This is a genomic window from Nocardioides sp. F233 (assembly GCF_057813895.1).
The window spans coordinates 19,126-37,544 of the sequence record NZ_JBVASH010000010.1 but is presented as its reverse complement, the minus strand read 5'-3'; the positions used below and the strand labels follow the sequence as shown (position 1 = coordinate 37,544).

Annotated in this window: 17 protein-coding genes; 10 read left to right on the top strand and 7 right to left on the bottom strand. The window is 72.2% G+C overall.

Going from position 1 to position 18,419, the window contains the following annotated elements:
- From ACZYRU_RS25975 to ACZYRU_RS25935, 9 genes are all read left to right on the top strand, one after another.
- A complete protein-coding gene (locus ACZYRU_RS25975) occupies positions 1–1,194 on the top strand; it encodes an acyl-CoA dehydrogenase family protein (protein ID WP_488960002.1) in 1,194 nt (397 codons plus the stop codon).
- A complete protein-coding gene (locus tag ACZYRU_RS25970) occupies positions 1,194–2,186 on the top strand; it encodes a phosphotransferase family protein (RefSeq protein WP_488960001.1) in 993 nt (330 codons plus the stop codon). Before ACZYRU_RS25975 ends, ACZYRU_RS25970 begins: the two co-directional genes overlap by 1 nt.
- Before the next feature lie 35 nt (positions 2,187–2,221).
- A complete protein-coding gene (locus ACZYRU_RS25965) occupies positions 2,222–3,445 on the top strand; it encodes an acyl-CoA dehydrogenase family protein (RefSeq protein ID WP_488960000.1) in 1,224 nt (407 codons plus the stop codon).
- Positions 3,442–4,197, top strand: a complete 756-nt coding sequence (locus ACZYRU_RS25960) for an SDR family NAD(P)-dependent oxidoreductase (RefSeq protein ID WP_488959999.1) — start codon at positions 3,442–3,444, stop codon at positions 4,195–4,197. The genes ACZYRU_RS25965 and ACZYRU_RS25960 overlap by 4 nt, the downstream gene beginning before the upstream one ends.
- Positions 4,197–4,967 (top strand): SDR family NAD(P)-dependent oxidoreductase, encoded by a 771-nt coding sequence (locus ACZYRU_RS25955; RefSeq protein WP_488959998.1) that lies wholly within the window; start codon positions 4,197–4,199, stop codon positions 4,965–4,967. Before ACZYRU_RS25960 ends, ACZYRU_RS25955 begins: the two co-directional genes overlap by 1 nt.
- On the top strand, positions 4,964–6,016 hold the full coding sequence (locus ACZYRU_RS25950; protein ID WP_488959997.1) for an NAD(P)-dependent alcohol dehydrogenase: 1,053 nt from the start codon (positions 4,964–4,966) through the stop codon (positions 6,014–6,016). The genes ACZYRU_RS25955 and ACZYRU_RS25950 overlap by 4 nt, the downstream gene beginning before the upstream one ends.
- Before the next feature lie 31 nt (positions 6,017–6,047).
- Positions 6,048–7,559: a class I adenylate-forming enzyme family protein gene (locus tag ACZYRU_RS25945; RefSeq protein WP_488959996.1), complete on the top strand. Its 1,512-nt coding sequence runs from the start codon at positions 6,048–6,050 to the stop codon at positions 7,557–7,559.
- A 57-nt stretch (positions 7,560–7,616) separates the two neighbouring features.
- Positions 7,617–8,237 carry a TetR/AcrR family transcriptional regulator gene (locus tag ACZYRU_RS25940; protein WP_488959995.1) on the top strand — a complete coding sequence of 207 codons (621 nt, stop codon included), beginning with the start codon at positions 7,617–7,619 and terminating at the stop codon, positions 8,235–8,237.
- A gap of 131 nt (positions 8,238–8,368) precedes the next feature.
- Positions 8,369–8,695 (top strand): EthD domain-containing protein, encoded by a 327-nt coding sequence (locus ACZYRU_RS25935; protein ID WP_488959994.1) that lies wholly within the window; start codon positions 8,369–8,371, stop codon positions 8,693–8,695.
- Between the two features lie 80 nt (positions 8,696–8,775).
- On the opposite strand, the gene ACZYRU_RS25930 is transcribed toward ACZYRU_RS25935, so the two are convergent.
- Complete coding sequence (locus tag ACZYRU_RS25930) at positions 8,776–9,942, bottom strand: ABC transporter substrate-binding protein (protein WP_488959993.1); 1,167 nt, start codon at positions 9,940–9,942, stop codon at positions 8,776–8,778.
- Positions 9,943–10,073: 131 nt separating this feature from the next.
- Between ACZYRU_RS25930 and ACZYRU_RS25925 the strand changes: the two genes are divergently transcribed.
- Complete coding sequence (locus ACZYRU_RS25925; RefSeq protein WP_488959992.1) at positions 10,074–10,823, top strand: SDR family NAD(P)-dependent oxidoreductase; 750 nt, start codon at positions 10,074–10,076, stop codon at positions 10,821–10,823.
- A gap of 7 nt (positions 10,824–10,830) precedes the next feature.
- Here the strand turns inward: ACZYRU_RS25925 and ACZYRU_RS25920 are convergent, their stop codons facing one another.
- The 6 genes from ACZYRU_RS25920 to ACZYRU_RS25895 form a co-directional block, all read right to left on the bottom strand.
- A complete protein-coding gene (locus ACZYRU_RS25920) occupies positions 10,831–11,856 on the bottom strand; it encodes an MBL fold metallo-hydrolase (RefSeq protein ID WP_488959991.1) in 1,026 nt (341 codons plus the stop codon).
- Complete coding sequence (locus tag ACZYRU_RS25915; protein ID WP_488959990.1) at positions 11,853–14,459, bottom strand: ATP-binding cassette domain-containing protein; 2,607 nt, start codon at positions 14,457–14,459, stop codon at positions 11,853–11,855. Before ACZYRU_RS25915 ends, ACZYRU_RS25920 begins: the two co-directional genes overlap by 4 nt.
- A 4-nt stretch (positions 14,460–14,463) precedes the next feature.
- Complete coding sequence (locus tag ACZYRU_RS25910) at positions 14,464–15,333, bottom strand: branched-chain amino acid ABC transporter permease (RefSeq protein WP_488959989.1); 870 nt, start codon at positions 15,331–15,333, stop codon at positions 14,464–14,466.
- 62 nt (positions 15,334–15,395) lie between these two features.
- Entirely contained in the window at positions 15,396–17,366 is a 1,971-nt protein-coding gene (locus tag ACZYRU_RS25905; RefSeq protein WP_488959988.1) for an oxidoreductase, read from the bottom strand.
- On the bottom strand, positions 17,359–17,826 hold the full coding sequence (locus ACZYRU_RS25900; protein ID WP_488959987.1) for a MaoC family dehydratase: 468 nt from the start codon (positions 17,824–17,826) through the stop codon (positions 17,359–17,361). The genes ACZYRU_RS25905 and ACZYRU_RS25900 overlap by 8 nt, the downstream gene beginning before the upstream one ends.
- Positions 17,823–18,401 carry an alcohol dehydrogenase catalytic domain-containing protein gene (locus ACZYRU_RS25895; protein WP_488959986.1) on the bottom strand — a complete coding sequence of 193 codons (579 nt, stop codon included), beginning with the start codon at positions 18,399–18,401 and terminating at the stop codon, positions 17,823–17,825. The genes ACZYRU_RS25900 and ACZYRU_RS25895 overlap by 4 nt, the downstream gene beginning before the upstream one ends.
- Positions 18,402–18,419 lie beyond the last annotated feature (18 nt).

The window sequence follows — 18,419 nt, the reverse complement described above, 5'->3', positions numbered from 1 at the left end:
ATGAGCACTCCTGACATCGACGCCTTCGTCGCCGAGGCCCGGGCCTGGCTCGCCACCGTCGCCGAACCCCGCACCCGCCGTGCCTGGGGCGAGGGCTCCGATGCCGTCGCGGTCTTCGAGAACTGGACGGCGGACGAGGAGCGGGCCGAGACCGATCGGATCCGCTCCTACGAGCAGGCCAAGTTCGACGCGGGCTTCGGCGCCATCACGTGGTCGGCGGAGTACGGCGGGCGCGACCTGCCCACCTCGTACCTGCTCGCCTTCCGTCGCGTCGAGGCCGAGTACGACGTCCCGCGACGCACCGAGATGTTCCCGGTCACCCAGCAGCTGATCGCCCCGACCATCGCCCAGTGGGGGACCGAGGAGCAGCGGACGACGTACGTCCGGGCGATGCTGCGCACCGACCTGATCGCCTGCCAGCTGTTCTCCGAGACCGGGGCGGGCTCCGACCTCGCCGCCGTGCGCACCCGGGCGGTGCGTGACGGCGACGAGTGGATCCTCGAGGGGCACAAGGTGTGGACCTCCGGTGCGCGGATCGCCGACCACGGCCTCGCCATCACGCGAACCGACCCCACCGTGGCCAAGCACGCCGGGCTCACGGCCTTCCTCGTGCCGATGGACGCTCCCGGCGTGCAGGTGCGCCCGATCCGGCAGATGACGGGCGGCAGCTCGTTCAACGAGGTCTACCTCGACGGCGTGCGACTGGACGACGGCCACCGGCTCGGTCCGGAGGGCCAGGGCTGGAGGGTCGCCCTGACCGTGCTCGCGTCGGAGCGCCTCGACTCCGGCAACCTCGGCCTGGAGAACGCCGACCGGGCCGTGGAGCTGGCCCGCAACCTGGGCCGGACGCTCACCGAGCTCGAGCGTGACCAGGTCGCCGACCTGGTCACCCGCAGCTACGTCCAGCGCCTCACCGGGATGCGGGTCGCGGCAGCCGTGGTCGCCGGGCATGACGCCGGCCCCGAGGCCTCGGTCGGCAAGCTGCTCGCGACCGACACCATGGCGCGTACGTCCGAGGTGGTGCGGAGCCTGCTGGGCGCCGACCTCACCGTCGAGAGCGACCGGTGGGGCGCCTGGGCATGGACCGAGCACGTCCTCGGCGCACCTGGTTACCGCATCGCCGGCGGCACCGACGAGATCCAGCACAACATCCTCGCCGAGCGGGTGCTCGGCCTGCCCAGGGAGCCCCGCTGATGGTCACCGAGACCCGGCCGACGCCGGCCGAGCTGCACGCACTCGACCTCCAGGAGCGGGTCGTCGCCGGCCTGCGTGCCCGAGGGCACGACGGGACGCCGACCGCGCTCGAACCGATGCTGGGCGGCCACTCCGGGCTGACCTACCGGATCGGCCTCGGTGACCGGGCGTACGTCGTGAAGGCCGTGCCACCCGGCCAGCGGCCGATCGGTCGTCACGACATGCTCCGCCAGGCGCGGATCATGGCGGCCCTGGCCGACACCGACGTCCCGGTGCCGCGGATCTGCGCCACCGACGAGACCGAGCCGGGCTGGTTCGCGATGGAGCTGGTGGCGGGGGAGTCCCTGGAGCCGGTGCTCGACGATCCGGCGCTCGAGCCCTCGCTCGCCGCCACCCGGATGCTCCGGGCCGCCGAGATCCTGCCGCGACTGCACCGGGTTCCGCTCGACCGACTGCCGATCGACACTGAGCCGCTCTCGCCCGCCGACGAGCTCGCCCGCTGGAGCCGCACCCTGGGCGCGGTGCCCCCCGAGCTGGTGCCCGGTGCGGACCGGTTGGAGCGGCTGCTCGCGGTCGCGACGCCCGCCGCCGCCGCCCCGGTCCTGGTCCACGGCGACTACCGTCTCGGCAACCTCCTCTCCGTCGGCACCGAGCCGGCCGCGCTGATCGACTGGGAGATCTGGAGCCCGGGGGACCCGAGGGTGGAGCTCGGCTGGTTCCTGGTCTTCGCCGACGGCGCCAACTTCCCCGGTGTCGGACGGATCGTGCCGGGTCTCCCTGCGCCTGAGCAGCTGGTCGACCGCTACACCGACGGCGGCCCGCCGCCTCCCGAGCTCACCTGGTTCGACGCGCTGGGCCGCTTCAAGATGGCCGCGATCATGGGCCACAACCTGCGCCGCCACCGCGAGGGTCGCCACCACGACCCCGCTCAGGAGCTCCTGCCCGCGACCATCGCGCGCCTGATCGAGACCGGCACCGACCGGCTCACCTGACCGCCGTACACCGCACCGACGCGAGAGGCACCTCCGTGGACTTCGACCTCACCCCCCGCACCGCCGACCTGGCGGCCCGGCTCGAGACCTTCATGACCGAGCACGTCTATCCCGCCGAGGCGGTGTACGACGCCCAGGTCGCGGCCAACACGAACCCGCACGAGCAGCCCCAGGTGATGCGCGACCTGCAGCGGACTGCGCGTGAGCAGGGACTGTGGAACCTCTTCATGACCCACGGCGACCGGGGTGCCGGGCTCAGCAACCTCGAGTACGCGCCCCTCGCCGAGATCGTCGGCCGGTCGATCATCGGCAACGAGGCGATCAACTGCTCCGCGCCCGACACCGGGAACATGGAGATCCTCGCCATGTACGGCACCGAGCAGCAGCAGAAGGAGTGGCTCGACCCGCTGCTGGCCTGCGAGATCCGCTCGGCGTTCGCGATGACCGAGCCGGAGGTCGCGAGCTCCGATGCCCGCAACATCACCTCGACGATCCGTCGCGACGGCGACCACTACGTGCTCAACGGCCGCAAGTGGTACACCTCCGGGGTCCTCGACCCGGACTGCAGGCTGATCATCTTCATGGGCAAGTCCGACCCTGAGGCACCGACCTACCGTCAGCAGAGCATGATCCTCGTCCCGGCCGACGCCCCGGGGGTCGAGGTCGTGCGCGACCTGCCGATGTTCGGCTACCACGACCGCCTCGGCCACGGGGAGGTCACGTTCACCGACGTCCGGGTCCCCGCGGAGAACATGCTCGGCGAAGAAGGCGACGGCTTCGCCATCGCCCAGGGCCGGCTGGGGCCGGGCCGCATGCACTACGCCATGCGCGCGATCGGCATGGCTGAGCGGGCGCTGGAGCTGATGTGCCGGAGGGCGCGGACCCGAGAGGCATTCGGCGGTCCGCTCGCCGACCAGGGCGTGGTCCGGGAGTGGATCGGCCGCAGCCGGACGGAGATCGACCAGATCCGCCTCTACACGTTCAAGGCCGCGTGGCTGATGGACACGACGGGCAATGCGTCGGCACGCACCGAGGTCGCGGCGATCAAGGTCGCGGCGATGGAGGTCGCCCACCGGGTGGTCGACCGGGCCGTGCAGACCTGGGGTGCCGCCGGTGTCAGCGACGACACCGTCCTCGCCCGCCTGTTCTCCCTGACCCGGGCGCTCCAGGTGGCCGACGGCCCGACCGAGGTCCACCTGCGCAGCATCGCGCTGCGGGAGCTGAAGAAGTACGACGCGGCGCCGGCAGGTGTGGCGTGACCGGGATCCTGGACGGCAAGGTCGCGCTGGTCACCGGCGCCACCCGTGGGCTGGGGCGCGCGATCGCCGACGCGCTGGCAGCGGCCGGAGCGACGGTCGTCGTCTCCAGCCGGAAGGCCGACTCCTGCGAGCAGGTCGCCGCGGAGATCAGCGTGGCCAGCGGCGTGCAGGCGCATCCGCTGCCCCTCCACGTCGGCGACTGGGACGCGATCGAGCCCGCGGTCGACGCGATCGTGGCCGAGCACGGACGGATCGACATCCTGGTCAACAACGCGGGCATCGCGCCGCTCGCGCCGTGCGCCAAGGACGTGACCGAGGCGCTCTTCGACAAGACGATCGACGTCAACCTCAAGGGGCCGTTCCGGTTGATGGCTGTCGCCGGGGCCCACATGCACGCTGCCGGTGGCGGCGCGATCGTCAACATCTCCAGCATCGGCGCCGAGCGGCCCAGCCCGCCCGAGGCGACGTACGCCGCGTCCAAGAACGGCCTCAACGCCCTCACCCGTGCCTTCGCCCAGGAGTACGGACCGTCCGTGCGGGTCAACTGCGTCATGCCGGGCGCCTTCGCCACGGACATGGCCAGCGAGTGGGACGACGACTTCATCGGGCTGGTCACCCACCGGCTCCCGGCCGGACGCCTCGGCGATCCGCGTGAGCTCGCCGGCCTGGTGGTGCACCTCGCCTCGGACGTCGCTGGTTACACGACCGGTGCGCTGATCCCGGTCGACGGCGGCCGGACGGCGGTCTACTGATGCACTCCTCCGCACCGTTCGCGGCCTTCGACCTCACCGGGCAGGTCGCCGTGGTCACCGGCGCGTCCTCGGGACTCGGCGACGGCTTCGCCCGCACTCTCGCCGCGGCCGGCGCGACGGTCGTCGCCGCTGCCCGGCGGGTGGACCGACTCGCTGCCCTGGCCGCCGACGTCCCGGGACTGGTGCCGATCGCCTGCGACGTCACCGTCGCCTCCGACAGGGAGCGCCTGGTGGCCGCGGCCAACGAGATCAACGGCGGGGTGGACGTGCTGGTCAACAACGCCGGGATGCCGGGGCCGCCGGACGCCCTCGCCGAGTCGGCGGAGGACTTCGGGCGGATCCTCGACCTCAACCTGACCGCGGGCGTCCGGCTCGCCGTCGACGTGGTCCGGACCCTGCCGGAGGACCGCGGCGCCTCGATCGTCAACATCTCCTCGGTGGTCGGCCTGGTGTCCACGGCGCCGATCGGGGGCGCCGGGTACGCCGCGTCCAAGGCGGCGGTCATCGGGGTGACGCGCGAGCTGGCCGGCCAGTGGGGGCGCCGCCGGGTCCGGGTCAACGCCCTGGTTCCCGGCTGGTTCGACACCGAGATGACCGAAGGACTCTTCACCAACGAGAAGTCGGCAGGATGGGTCCGGCGCAACACCATGCTCGGGCGCGGCGGCCGGGACGGCGAGGTCGACAGCGCGCTGCTCTTCCTCGCCTCGGGTGCGTCGAGCTACGTCACCGGCCAGGTGCTGGCGGTCGACGGGGGCTGGACGGCGCGATGAGCTTGCCGCGGACGATGCGTGCCCTCCGCCTGGTGGCCTGGGGGCAGCCGCCGGAGCTGGTCGAGCTGCCGGTGCCCGAGCCGGGCGGCGACCAGGTGCTGCTGCGGGTCGAGGCAGCCGGGCTGTGCCACTCCGACCTGCACATCATGGACGCGCCCCACGGCCGGATGCCGTACGAGCTGCCGTTCACCCTGGGCCACGAGGTCGTCGGCACCGTCGTCGACGCGGGCCCGGATGCGGATCCGGCCTGGCTCGGGCGGCTCGTCGCGGTCCACGGCGTGTGGTCGTGCGGCCGTTGCCGCGCCTGCCGGCGGGGACGCGAGAACTACTGCTTCGCCCTGACCGGACCCATCGGCTGCGGCATCGGGCACGACGGCGGCCTCGCCGACTACCTGCTGGTGCCCGGGGGCCGGCACCTGGTCGCCGCCGACGGCGCCGACCCGGTGCAGCTCGCGCCGCTCACCGACGCCGGGCTGACCGCCCAGCACGTCGTGCGCTCACTCGACGGCGACCTCGACGGTGCGACGGCGGTGGTGATCGGCGTCGGTGGTCTGGGCCATCTCGCCCTGCAGCTCCTCGCGCCCGCCGACCTCGCCTGCCTGGTCGCGGTCGACCCGCGGGCCGAGGCGCGGAAGCTGGCCATCCGGCTGGGCGCGGATGCGGTGACGGCCTCCGCGAAGGATGCCGCGGAGTGGCTCGACGACCGTGAGGACGGCCAGGGTGCCGACGTCGTGATCGACTTCGTCGGCTCGCCGGACACGATGGGCGCCGCGGCCGACCTGCTGGCGCCGGGCGGCCGGATCGTCGTGGTCGGCTCGGCCGGCGGCAGCCTCGAGGTGGCCAAGGGCGACGGCCTGCCGCGGGGGTTCGCTGTCGCCGCGCCCTTCTGGGGCACCCGACGCGACCTCGAGGACGTCGTGGCGCTGGCCGCAGCCGGCCGGGTGCGCGCCGAGACCGAGACGTTCGAGCTGGACGACGCGCTGGCGGCCTACGGGCGGCTGCGCGCCGGCGAGATCCGGGGCCGCGCTGTCGTCGTACCGGGGCATTGAGCAGAATCAACGTGGAGCAGGAGGCTGGGACATGAGGCAGCTGGCGCAGGAGCTGGTCGAGCGCGCGGAGCACGAGCCGGATTCCGTCGCGGTGATCGACGGGGAGGGCGTGCACACGTTCGGCCAGGTGGTCGCCCAGGCAGGGGAGGTCGCCGACCTCCTCGACCGCTCACTGGTGGGTGCGCCCACGGTGCTGGTGCAGGCCGACAACTCCTGGCGCACCCTCGCGGCCGCCGTCGCGGTCGGCCTGCGCGGCGGACTGATCGCCGTGATCAGTGGCCATGCCGCCCGCTCGGAGTACGACCTCGCGCTCGAGGACATCAAGCCGGACGCGGTCATCGCGTCGCCGCAGGCGATGGCGACCTGGCAGGTGGATGCCGCCACGATGCCCGTCGTCGGCGAGGTGCTCGACGGATGGCCGCTGCGTGCGGCGGCCGCCGGCCGGACCGCCGGCGTCGAGCGCTGGAACGGCGGCGTGGTGATCGCGATGACGTCCGGATCCACCGGCCGTCCCAAGTGCGTCGTGCAGTCCGAGTCGGCGCTGCGCTACGCCGGGCAGTCGACGATCGACGCCGTCGGCCTGGCGCCGGGCGACCCTGTCGGCGCCCTCGTGCCGCTGTCCAGCGTCGCGGCGTTCTGCTTCGGCATGCACCTGCCGGCCATGCTCGGCAGCCCGATGGTCTGCCTCGACAAGTGGAGTCCCGAGGACGCCGTCGCGCTGCTCCGGGAGCGCCGGGTCGCCTGGACCATGCTGGTCCCGACGATGGCGCTGCAGCTCTCGCTGGTGGTCGGCTCGGAGGGCTCGCTGTCCTCGCTGAAGGCGATGACCGTCGGCGGTGGGCCGATGAACACCCATGCGCTGGAGACGGCGGAGCTGCATCTCGGCACACGATTCCTGCGTGTCTTCGGCATGTCCGAGTGCCTCGGCCACACCACGCCGCTGCCCGCGGAGCCCGTGGCGACCCGGCTCGGCCGCGACGGCCGACCGTTCCCCGGGACGACGGTTCGCGTCGTCGACGCCAAGGGCCGAGTGCTGCCCGAGGGCGAGGTCGGCAACGCCCAGGTGCGTGGCCCGTCCCTGTTCGTCGGCTATGCCCGTGACGGCGCTCCGCGGATGCCGGACGTGACGGACGACGGGTTCTTCCCGACCGGTGACCTGGCCCGGGTGAACGCTGACGGCACCATCAACATCCTGGGCCGCGAGAAGCAGGTCATCATCCGCGGCGGCCGCAACATCGACATCAACGAGGTCGAGGCCGCCCTGGCGGCGATCCCGGGGGTGGCCCAGGTGTGCGTCGTACCGGTGCCCGACGACCTGCTGGGCGAGCGTGCCGCGGCACTCGTGGTCTCGGCCGGTCCCGTGCTCGACCTCGAGGCCGTGCGGCAGCACCTCGCCGCGGCGGACTTCCCCAAGTTCAAGTGGCCGGAGTTCGTCTACGCCGTGCCGGCGCTGCCCCAGAACCGGGTCGGGAAGCTCGACCGCAACGGCGCCGTGGCACTGGCGACGGAGCTCGCTGCGCCGGCAACCGGCACGGTCCGCTGAATCGGGTTCCTCACGGGATACTCTGATCTGAATTCACTTGGAATCAAGGACGGCCTGATGACGGTAGACGAGCAGGAGCGCACCGAGAGCCCCCGGTCGAAGCGGCGGATGATCCTCGACGCGGCGATCGACAACTTCGGCGGCGTGGGCTTCGAGCACACCAAGTGGGCGACGATCGCCGATGAGGTCGGCATCGGACAGACCGCGCTCTACCACTACTTCGAGTCCAAGGTGCACTGCCTGCTCACCATCATGAGCACCGAGCTGGAGCGCTCCCTCGAGCGCACGCGCAAGGTCACGGCGGACGTCGACAACCCGGTCGAGAAGATCCGGGTCGCGGTGGCGGCAGCCTTCGACGTGACCCAGCGCGAGGCGCTCCAGGCGCGGATCCTGATGAGCCACCAGGACCTCCTCGTCGGCGAGCGCTCCTCGAAGCGGGAGGAGGCCGAGCGCCAGCGGGCCCGCGAGCTGGTCCGCGAGATCGAGCACGAGTGGGCGGGCCTGATCAAGGCCGCCACGACGGCTCGGCGCAGGCGCAAGGACGACCAGATCGTCCTCGCCCGGCTGATGCTCGGGATGATCAACAGCGTGTGGCGCTGGTACCGGCCGCAGGGGGCCCACTCCCTCGCGGAGATCTCCGACGTCGTCGTCGACTCCTGCGCGCGGCTGATCCACTGACCAGCTGACCCACGAACAGCAGCCGCCGCCGGGGCGAAGTCCTGGCGGCAACGGCCGGGACGTCGTGCGACGTCCCGGCCGTGTCGTTGCCGCTACCCAACCTCAACCGAATTCAAGTCAGGAGCCCTTCCATGTACAACCTCATCGTCCTCGCGTCGAAGCCGTCCGAGTGGACCCACGACGAGTTCATCGCGTGGTGGCGCGGCGAGCACGCCGAGGTGACCTATCCGCTGCCGGGGCTGCGGCGGTGGCTCCACACCGAGGTGCTCGGTGCGATGGACGACGGGCGCTCGGCGGGATGGGACGGCATGTCGGTGCTCAGCTTCGACGACCGGGACGCACTGGACGCCGCGCTGGCGAGCGAGGAGTGGCAGCGGGCCGTCGCCCACGTCGGGTCGATGGGCGGTCGCAGCATCATCGTCACCGGCGACGAACGCGTCATGGTGCCGCTGGCCTGACCGTGCCCCGGACGCCAGGAGGCCCCGACGAGGAACTCGTCGGGGCCTCCTGTGCTCTCGGGAGGAGCGGGGTCAGCCGATCACTGCTTCGGCGAGACGAAGTCGCTCTTGGCGACGAACTCGCCGTTCTCGACCTCGACGCGTACGCCCGCGTCGGTGCCGAGATGGTCGTCGGAGGAGTACGAGAGCGGCGGGACGATGCCGGTCTCGATGTCCTTCGCGGACTCGATCGCCTTCGCGATGCTCGCACTGTCGACCTTGCCGTCGATCGATCCGAGGATGATCGAGAGGGCCTTGGCGTAGCCGTACGTCGCCAGCGAGTAGAGGTCGGGCTCGGCGCCGTCGCCGTACTTGGCCAGGGCGTCGCGGTACTCCTGGACGGCCGGGTCGTCGGCCGTGGTCGGCTTGGTGAGCGCCACCCCGCGGAAGCCCTCGGCGTTGTCGCCGGCGAGCTCGACGGTGGCCTCGATGACAGCGGGCGAGTAGCCGTAGGCCTGCGCGTCGACGCGCTGGAGGGCCGCCTCGTTGAGGTAGGCCGCCGCCTCCTGGGGCGGGAGGATCAGCAGGACCGCGTCCGGGTTCTGCTTCTTGACCGCGGCGACGGCCGGGCCGTAGTCGGTGGTGCCGATCTTGACCTCGACGTTGTCGGCGGTCCCGCCCTCGGCCTGGATGGACTTCGCAGCGGTGTCCTTCACGGTCACGAAGGCGGCGGGGTCGTCGTGGACGATCGTGATCTTGCGGGCGCCCTCCTCGAGTGCCCACTCGGCGGCGATCTTCGCCTGGTTCTCGTAGAGCGTCTGGGTGCCGAAGAGCAACGGCCGCGCCGGGGCGTACCAGCTGCTCAGGCCGCCGTAGGTGCCGAAGATCGGGACCTTGTTCTGCTCCAGCACGAGCGGGAAGGTCGCCTCGGTGGTCGCGGTGCCGTTGGTGTTGGCGATGATGTCGACCTTGTCCCGGGTCACCATCTCGCGGGCGATCTGCAGCGTCTGCTGGGGGTCGAAGGCATTGTCCTTGTAGACGAAGTCGACCTTCTCGCCGTTGATGCCCCCGTCGGCGTTGACCTTCTTCCAGAAGGTCGAGGCGCCGACCATCTGGGGCGTCCCGCTCGAGGCCTGGGCCCCGCTCAAGGGGAACCAGGCTCCGATCTTGATGGAGTCGTCGCCAGCGGTGTCGCCGTCGCCGCTGCCGCAGGCGGCCAGCATCAGGGTCGCGGACATCGCCAGGGCGGCCGCGCGCAGCAGTTTCATCAAGAGCCTCCAAGTTGAGTTGAGTTCACTTCAGTGTAGGCTCCGTCACATCTCGGCTGCAAGCATCTTCTGAACTGAATTCATTACTGCCCGGCCGCGCCGCTTGCGCGGCGACGAGGAGGACGTTGACGATGACCGACCTGAGCACCACGACCACGCTCGTCACCGGTGCGACCGGAGGGCTGGGGGAGGCGATCTGCCGCCGGCTGGCGGCCGACGGCGCGAGCGTCGTCGTCACCGACCTGGACGGGGACGCCTGCGCTGAGCTGGTGGCGGGACTCACCGCCCCGGAGCGCCATCTCGCGCTCGCGCAGGACGTGAGCAGCGAGGCGGCCTGGGAGGAGGTCGTCGCCGCCGTCCGCGCGCGCTACGGCCGCCTCGACGCGCTGGTCAACAACGCCGGGATCGGGGGCATGGCGTCGGTCACCGACGAGACCCTGGCCGGCTGGGACCGGATCGTCGGGATCGACCAGACCGGTGTCTGGCTCGGCATGAAGTACGCCGGTGCCTTCGTGGAGGAGGGCGGCGGCTCGATCGTCAACATCAGCTCGATCCTCGGGATCGGCGGCGGTCTGGGCAACAGCGCGGCCTATGCCGCCGCGAAGGGCGCGGTCACGAACCTGACCAAGAACGCCGCGCTGCACTGGGCGCAGCGCGGGGTGCGCGTCAACTCCGTGCATCCGGGGTTCATCGGCACCCGGCAGCTCCTCGAGCGCTTCGAGGGGTCGCAGCGGCATGCCGCCATGCTCGCGAACACGCCGATGGGACGGTTGGGGCGGGCGGAGGAGATCGCCGCCGTGGTGGCCTTCCTGGTCAGCGACGAGTCGTCGTACATGACCGGCAGCGAGGTCCGGGTCGACGGCGGCTGGTCGGCGCGCTGACCACGCGTCAGCTGAAGAGGTCGACGCCGTCCTGGGGGTCGGCGTCGACCTCGCCCCGCTCGACGAGCAGGTCGAGGTGCGCGATCGTCTCGCAGATCGCGACCATCTGGTTGAACCGGTCGAGCTCGGCCAGGGGGACGCCGCGGCGGGTCCACGACAGTCGGCCGGCGACGGCGGCTGCTGACTGCCGGGGTGCGGCCGTGACGGTGGCGCGGGTCCGTGCGAGCCGGTCCTCGTGGTGGCCCAGCAGGTCACGGACCCGCTGGTGGACGCTTCCGCCGGGCAGCCCGTGGGCGGGGACCAGGGTGGCGTCCGGCCGCGCCAGGAGCGACTCGAGCGAGCGCAGGAAGTGCCCGAGCGGCAGGTCCCAGTCGCCGAGCTCGAAGCCGATCGACGGGGTGATCGTGGGCAGCACGTGGTCGCCGGAGAAGAGCAGCCCCTGCTCGGTGTCGTGGAAGACGAGGTGGCCCTTCGTGTGCCCCGGCGTCGCGACCGCCTCGAGCGTGCGCAGGCCGAGTCCGATCGGGCCGGGGTCGAGCCAGCAGTCGGGGTCGGCCCAGTCGGCCGGGTCGTACGGCTCGTCTCGGGTGACGGCCAGGACCGCGTCCGCCAGGTCGGCGGCGCCGGAGCGGCGCAGCTGGTGGAGCGAGGTCGTCGGGACGTTGCTGCCGAGCTGCTGGATGCCGTGCAGGCCCGGTGCCTCGGGGCGCCCGAGGTGCACCCGGGCGCCGTACCGCTCCCGCAGCCGGACGGCGAAGGTGTAGTGGTCGCGGTGGATGTGGGTCACGTACACGTCGCGGATGTCCGCGGGTGTCCGCCCGATCGTGGCCAGGCCGGCCGACAGCTCGGCGAAGGCCGACGGGACCGCCCAACCGCCGTCGATCAGGGCGAGGTCACGGCCTTCGCCCAGCTCGACCGCGTAGACGTTCACCGCGCGCAGGCCGTCGTTCGGCATGCTCAGCACGATCCGGTGCACGCCGTCGGCGACCTGGTGGCAGGCCGGGGCATGCCACCAGGGGAGCGCGGTTCTCATGCGGGGCCGGACGATCCGACCTCGCCGAAGTAGGCCTCCTCGGCCCGTGCGGCGAAGGCCTCGTCGTCGGCGTTGCCTGTGGCGACCACCTCGCCCTGGCGCAGGACGACGACCGTCGAGCACGTCTGCAGGGCACGGGGGAGCGACTGGTCGAGCAGCACGGTGGTGATGCCCTGCTCGGCCAGGGCGGTGATCTGGCGGTAGACCTCCTGCACCATCGCCGGCGAGAGGCCGAGGGCCGGCTCGTCGAGGATCAGCACCTGGGGGTCGGCCATCAGCGCGCGGGTGATCGCCACGAGCTGCTGCTCGCCGCCGGAGAGCGCGCCGGCCGAGATGTGCATCCGCGTGCGAACCCGCTCCGGCAGCCGCTGGGTCATCTGGTCCAGGGTGGTCGCGAGCTGGCGGCCGCCGAGCCCCATGGCGTACGCCGAGACCTCGAGGTTCTCGCGGACGGACAGCGTCTTGAACAGCGCACGACCCTCCGGGACGAGGCTGATCCGCAGCGGCTCGCGTTCGGTCGGATGGGTGGCCCGCTCGCCGGACGACGGAGTGAGCGAGCCGTGCAGGAGGCGGCCGAGGGTGCTCTTGCCCGCGCCGTTGGCGCCGACGATGCCGACGATGCCGCCCCGGGGGATGGTCAGGTCGACGCCGCGCAGGGCCTGCACGCCGCCGTAGTGGTGGCCGACGTCGGTCAGCGTGAGGACCGGCTCGCCGCCGACGGGCAGCGCCGCGACGGAGGTGCTCTCCTCGTCGATCACCCCGAGGTAGGAGCGGCGCACGTCGGGGTCCTGCAGCACGGTGTCGGGGCTGCCGGTGGTGATCGTGTGGCCGAAGTCGACCGCGACCACCCGGTCCGCGACCGAGAACAGGTCCTCGAGGACGTGGTCGATGATCAGCACCGAGGTCCCCTCGTCGCGAACCCGGCGGATGTGTCCGGCGAGGATGCCCCGCTCGTCGGCGTCGAGGCCCCCGAACGGCTCGTCGAGGATGAGCAGCGCCGGCGACTCTGCGATCGCGCGGGCGAGGTCGGCCCGCTTCTGCAGTCCGAACGGCAGCTCGCTGGGGCGCCGGTGGGCGACATCGGCGAGCCCGACCGCCTCCAGGAGCGCGAAGGCGCGGACCCGGTCGGCGGGGCTGATCCGACGGCGCACCGCCAGCACGTTCTCGATGATGGTGAGCTCGTCGAAGAGCTCGGCGTGCTGGAAGGTGCGCCCGATCCCGGCGCCGCGACGCCGGGTGGTGCGGACCCGGCGCAGGTCCTGGCCGTCGAGGGTGATGCTGCCGTCGACCTTGCCGTCGCCGGTCAGGCCGCTCAGCGCGTTGACGAAGGTGGTCTTGCCCGCGCCGTTCGGGCCGATCATCGCCAGCACCTCCGAGCGGGCGAGCGTCAGCGAGGCGTTGTCGACGGCCTGCAGGCCGCCGTACCGCACGCCGAGGCCGTCGACCTCGAGCAGGTTGTGGCCCGACCCGTCGGTGCCGTGGCCGGTGGGGAGGGCGACACCCTCCGCTGCCTCGGTGCTGCCGGCGACCGCAGCGGTGCGCAGTCGCTCGGACCAGTGGGTGAACCGGTCGAGCAGGCGGCCCAGTGTGGGGACCACGCCGTCGGGCAGGAAGATCAGGGAGAGGATCAGCAGCCCGCCGACGAGGTAGGGCTGGTCGATGCTGAGGTCGGAGGCGATGCTGGGTGCCCAGGCCAGGAAGGCTCCGCCCGCGACGGCGCCGATCAGGCTGCCCGTGCCGCCCAGGACGGTGGCGGCGATCAGGTTGATCGCCAGCACCAGCGAGAACGACTCGGGGCTCACGAAGCCAGAGACCAGGCCGAGCATCACGCCTGCCAGGCCGGCAACGGCGCCGCTGAGGGCGAACCCGATCGAGGACTGGGCCTCGGGCGAGATGCCGACGGTGCGGGCAACGATGGGGTGGGTCTTCGCCGCGACCAGGCGCATGCGCAGGGGGGTACGGCGCACCAGCTCGGCGACCGCGATGCAGAGGCCGAGCGTGGCGACCACGATCGCGAGCGCGGTGTTGTCGGAGGCGTAGAACTCGCCGAACAGCCAGCTGAAGCCCATCACCGAGACGCCTTCGTCGCCGTTGGTCACGTCCTTCCAGACCAGGACCACCTCTGCCACGACCAGGGTGAACGCCAAGGTGAGCAGGGCGACGTACAGGACGGAGAACCGGGACCCGGCGAAGCCGAGGAAGGCGCCGAGCACGCCGCAGGCGGCCATGGCGAGGGCGACGGTCAGCTCGAGCCGCCACTCGTGGGAGCTGCCCCAGGCAGCGGTGTAGGCGCCGATCGCCAGCAGGGCGGGGTGGCCGATCGACCAGATCCCGCTCCAGTGCGCGAGCAGGCTGAGCGAGAGGATGGTGAGGGCGTAGACCGCGGCGAGGGCGACGGTGAACGCGGTGTAGGTCGGGATGCTGCCCGACGTGATCATCAGGACGACCGCGACGGCGCCGACCGGCCCGCCGAGTAGGCGGGCGAGCAGCCATGCCTTCACCCAGGTCGGTGACATCGTCCGCGCGGGTGCGCTGCTGCTGGCCATCGTCGTCGCTTCCGTCCGGATGTCGTCGTGCTCGGGGGAGGTCAGGGAGGTGCTCAAGTCGTCACACCCGCTCGAAGACCGGGCGGCCGAAGATGCCCTGCGGCCGGATGAGGAGGACCAGGATGGCGACGCTGAAGACGAAGGTGTCGCGGAAGCTGGCCGAGACGTACGCCGCGGCGAGGTTGTCGAGGACGCCGATGATCAGGCCGCCGACCACGGCGCCGACCATGCTGTTGAGCCCGCCGAGGAAGATGCCGGCGAACGCGCGGAACATGACCGGGGCCATCACGACCGGTGTCAACCCGGTCTTGGGGGCGTAGAGCAGGACGCCCAGCGTGGCCAGGGCGAGTCCGAGGACCCAGGCGATCCGGGCGACCCGGTGCGCGTCGACGCCCATGATCGCGGCGGTCTCGGAGGACTCGGCGACGGCTCGCATCGCGGAGCCGAGCGGCGTACGGGTGAACAGGTAGCCGACGAGCCCCATGGCGATGGCCGCCAACGCCAGGGCCAGCAGGTCCTGCACGGTCACCCGGGAGCTGCCGATCGTCACCGTGCCGTCCACCAGGCGCGGGAACGCCTTCGGCTGCTCCCCCCAGTGCTGGCCGATGTAGTGCTCGACGATCAGCGAGAGCCCCATCGTCACGACCAGGGCCGCGAACAGCCGACCCTGGCCGAGGGGCCGGATCAGCACCTCGCGGACCACCAGGCCGCTCACGGAGCCGAAGACGATGGCGGCGACCGCGGCCAGCACCAGGGCGAGCCCGCTGTTGTGCAGGCTGAGGGCGACGTACGTCGCCATGGTCGCCATGGTCGCGAGCGCGAAGTTCATCACGTCCGTCGAGCGGAAGACGATCACGAGGCCCAGTCCGATCAGCCCGTACACGGCGCCGTTGGCGAGTCCTCCGATCAGCGTGATCAGGAGTTGGTCCACGTTGCTGCACCTCCGGCGCGTCGTCAGGCAGGTGTCCCCCTGCCAAGCAAACTGAGATGAGTTCAGTTTAGGTGGCGATGGGGTGTGACCGCAACCACGTCCTCGCCGAGAAGGGTGGCGGCCGCGGCGCGACCCTCCGCGAGAGCGTGGGAGACCCGGCGCGGCATGACGCAGTCGCCGATCGCGAGCGCTGGCACTGGGCCGGCGTCGGGCGCGGGGCGTGCCCGACGCTCGCCGACCGCGATGACCAGGTCGGTGGTGAGCTCCACGCCCAGGCTGGAGCCGTTGTGGTGCGCGGTCAGCCGATCCGGGCCGGCGGAGCCGATCCGGGTGTGGGGGAGCACGCGGAGGGCCGCGCCGTGCAGCCGCTCCATCAGCTGCAGCCGTGACTCGGCAGGGATGGACCCGGCGAACCCCGGTCCGGCCGAGACGACGGTGACCGCCTCCGCGCCGCGGGCCAGCGCCGTCTCCACCGCGGTCACGGTCGGCCACCATCCGAAGCCGTCGTCGACGACGACCGGGTGCCGGGGAGCGGCGGCGCCGAGCAGGAAGTCGGTCGAGGTCGTCCGCTGAGGGCCGCCCTGGTCCGTGGTCGCGGCCTCGGTCGCCCCGAGCGCCCACACGATCGCGTCATGTTGCGCGAGCTCGTCGGTGCCGTCGACCCTGGTGCCCAGGACGAGCCGGACGCCGGAGCTGGCCAGCTGACGACGGTAGAAGTCGAGCAGGGCGCCCCAGGTGTGCCGGCCGGAGCCGGCCGCCGCGATCCGGAGCTGGCCGCCGAGATCGTCCGCGGCGTCGTACAGGGTGACCTCGGTCCGGACGTCTCCGGCGAGGGTGAGTGCGCACTCGAGCCCGGCCGGACCGGCACCGACCACGGCCACGCGGCCGGCCGGCTGCCGGGGTCGGCGCCCGATCCGGATCGGCTGTGCCGGCTTGCGGGCCGCGCCGTCCGGCCCGAGCGACGGGTTCACCGTGCACATCGCCGTGGGCTCGAAGGCCCGGCACTCCTCGTTGCAGGAGACGCACGGGCGGATGTCGTGCTCGCGGTCCTCGAGCAGCTTGAGTGCCACCTCGGGATCGGCGAGGAACGGGCGCGCCATGCCCACGAGGGCGGCGCCGTCGTCGAGTGCGGACGTGATCTGCTCGCGGGTCCGGAAGGCGGACGAGACGAGCAGGGGCACGCCGGCCGCGCTCGCGAGACCGCTCACCTCCTGCGCCAGCGGCGGCTCGCCGGTCGCCATGTCCCGCACGTAGTGGCCCCGGTTCCCGAAGCTGACGTTGACGTAGTCGACGGGAGAGCGGGCGGCGAGCACCTCGACGACCTCGGCGAGGTCGTCTGCGCTGAGACCGCCGGGGTCGTTCTCCACCGAGAACCGCACGCCGAGCAACGCACCGGGCGTCCGTCGCCTGATCTCCTCGACGATCTCGAGCAGCAGCGTCGTCCGGCCGACGACGTCGCCGCCGTAGCGGTCGGACCGGTCATTGACGAGGGTGGAGAGGAACTGGGCGATCAGGTAGCCGTGGGCGGCGTGGATCTCGACGCCCTCGTAGCCCGCCTCGACCATGTTGGCGGCCGACGTCCCGAAGGATGCGACGACGCCCGGCACGTCGTCGGTGCCCAGCACCCGTGACGCCACCGGCTCCCGTGGTCCCCGGACGGCGCTGGGCGCCTCGAAGGGGAAGAAGGTCGGCGCGCCGAGGGTCTCGCGTCCGAGATGGCCGAGCTGGACGACCGGCACGGCTCCGCCTGCTGCGATCGCGTCGGCGCGCTTGCGGAAGCCGCGAGCCGCCCACGGGTGCCAGGCCTCGCCGAGGTAGCGCTGTCGCAGAGTCGTCGGGGCGGAGACCTGGACGCCGCCGGTGATCACCAGGGCCGGACCCCCGCGCGAGATCCGGGACCAGTAGGCGGCGTCGGCGTCGTTGGGCATGCCGTCGTCGACGGCGGCGAGGCCGTGCGCCGTGGCGGCCAGGCGGTTGCGGAGCACACGGCCGGCCAGGTGCAGGGGCTCGGCCAGACCGGGGCGATCAGGCACGATCTCCTCCGATGACGAGCATCAGCGCCTCGGCCACGCACGCCGGTCGGGTGCTGCCGTCCAGCTCGAGCGTGTAGCGGACCCGGCCCAGGGCGCCGGCGGGATGGTCGGCCACCTCGACGAGCTCGGCCCGCGCCCGAAGCCGGTCGCCCGGCCGAACGCTGGCGAGGAACCGGACGCGCTCCAGGCCGTAGTTGATGGCCCGGTCGATACCGGCGAACTCGAAGATCTCCGCGCTCAACCGGGGAATCAGTGCGAGGACCAGGTAGCCGTGCGCGATCGTCGCGCCGAGGTCGCTCGCGGCAGCGCGCACGGGATCGACGTGGATCCACTGCCAGTCCTCGGTGACATCGGCGAAGCCGTCGATCCGGGGCTGCTCCATGGTCAGCCAGTCGCTCATCCCGAGCTCGCCGCCAGCGGCGTCGCGGAACTCCGCGGCGCCGTGGAACACCCGCGTCATGCCGCTGCTCCGGTGTCGGTCGGGTCGACGACCAGGTGGCCGCGGACCGTGCCCGCGCGCAGGCGTTGGATCCCGGCAGGAACCTCGGCGAAGGACAGCCGTTCAACCGTCGGCCGGAGCGCGCCGCTCGCGAGCCCGCGGTAGGCCGCCTCGACGTCCGTCCGGGTGCCTCCGGAGGAGCCGACGATGCGTACCCGGCGGCGTACGACGTCCGCGGTGATCACTGTCGTCTGCTCGGCGCCGAGGCCGACCGTGACCACCGTGCCGCCCGGCCTCACCGCGGCGACGGCCACCAGGTCGCTGGCCGGGGCCAGGTGGTGGCTGGCGTACCCGCCGTCGCGGCCGACGGCGACCACCTCGCCCGCGATCTCGTGCCCGAGGGTGATCGGGTTCCGGGTGATCCTGTCGCGCCAGGACGGCTCGTCCAGCTCGCCCACGTCGGAATGGCACATCCCGGCCGCGCGCACGCGCACCAGCACCTCGTCGGCCGCGGGTGTGGACACGGGGACGTCATGCAGCCGGAGGGGGTGCCCGGTCCCGGTCCACTGCCAGGCCCGCATCGTCTCAGTGTTCATGAACTGAAGTTAGTTCAG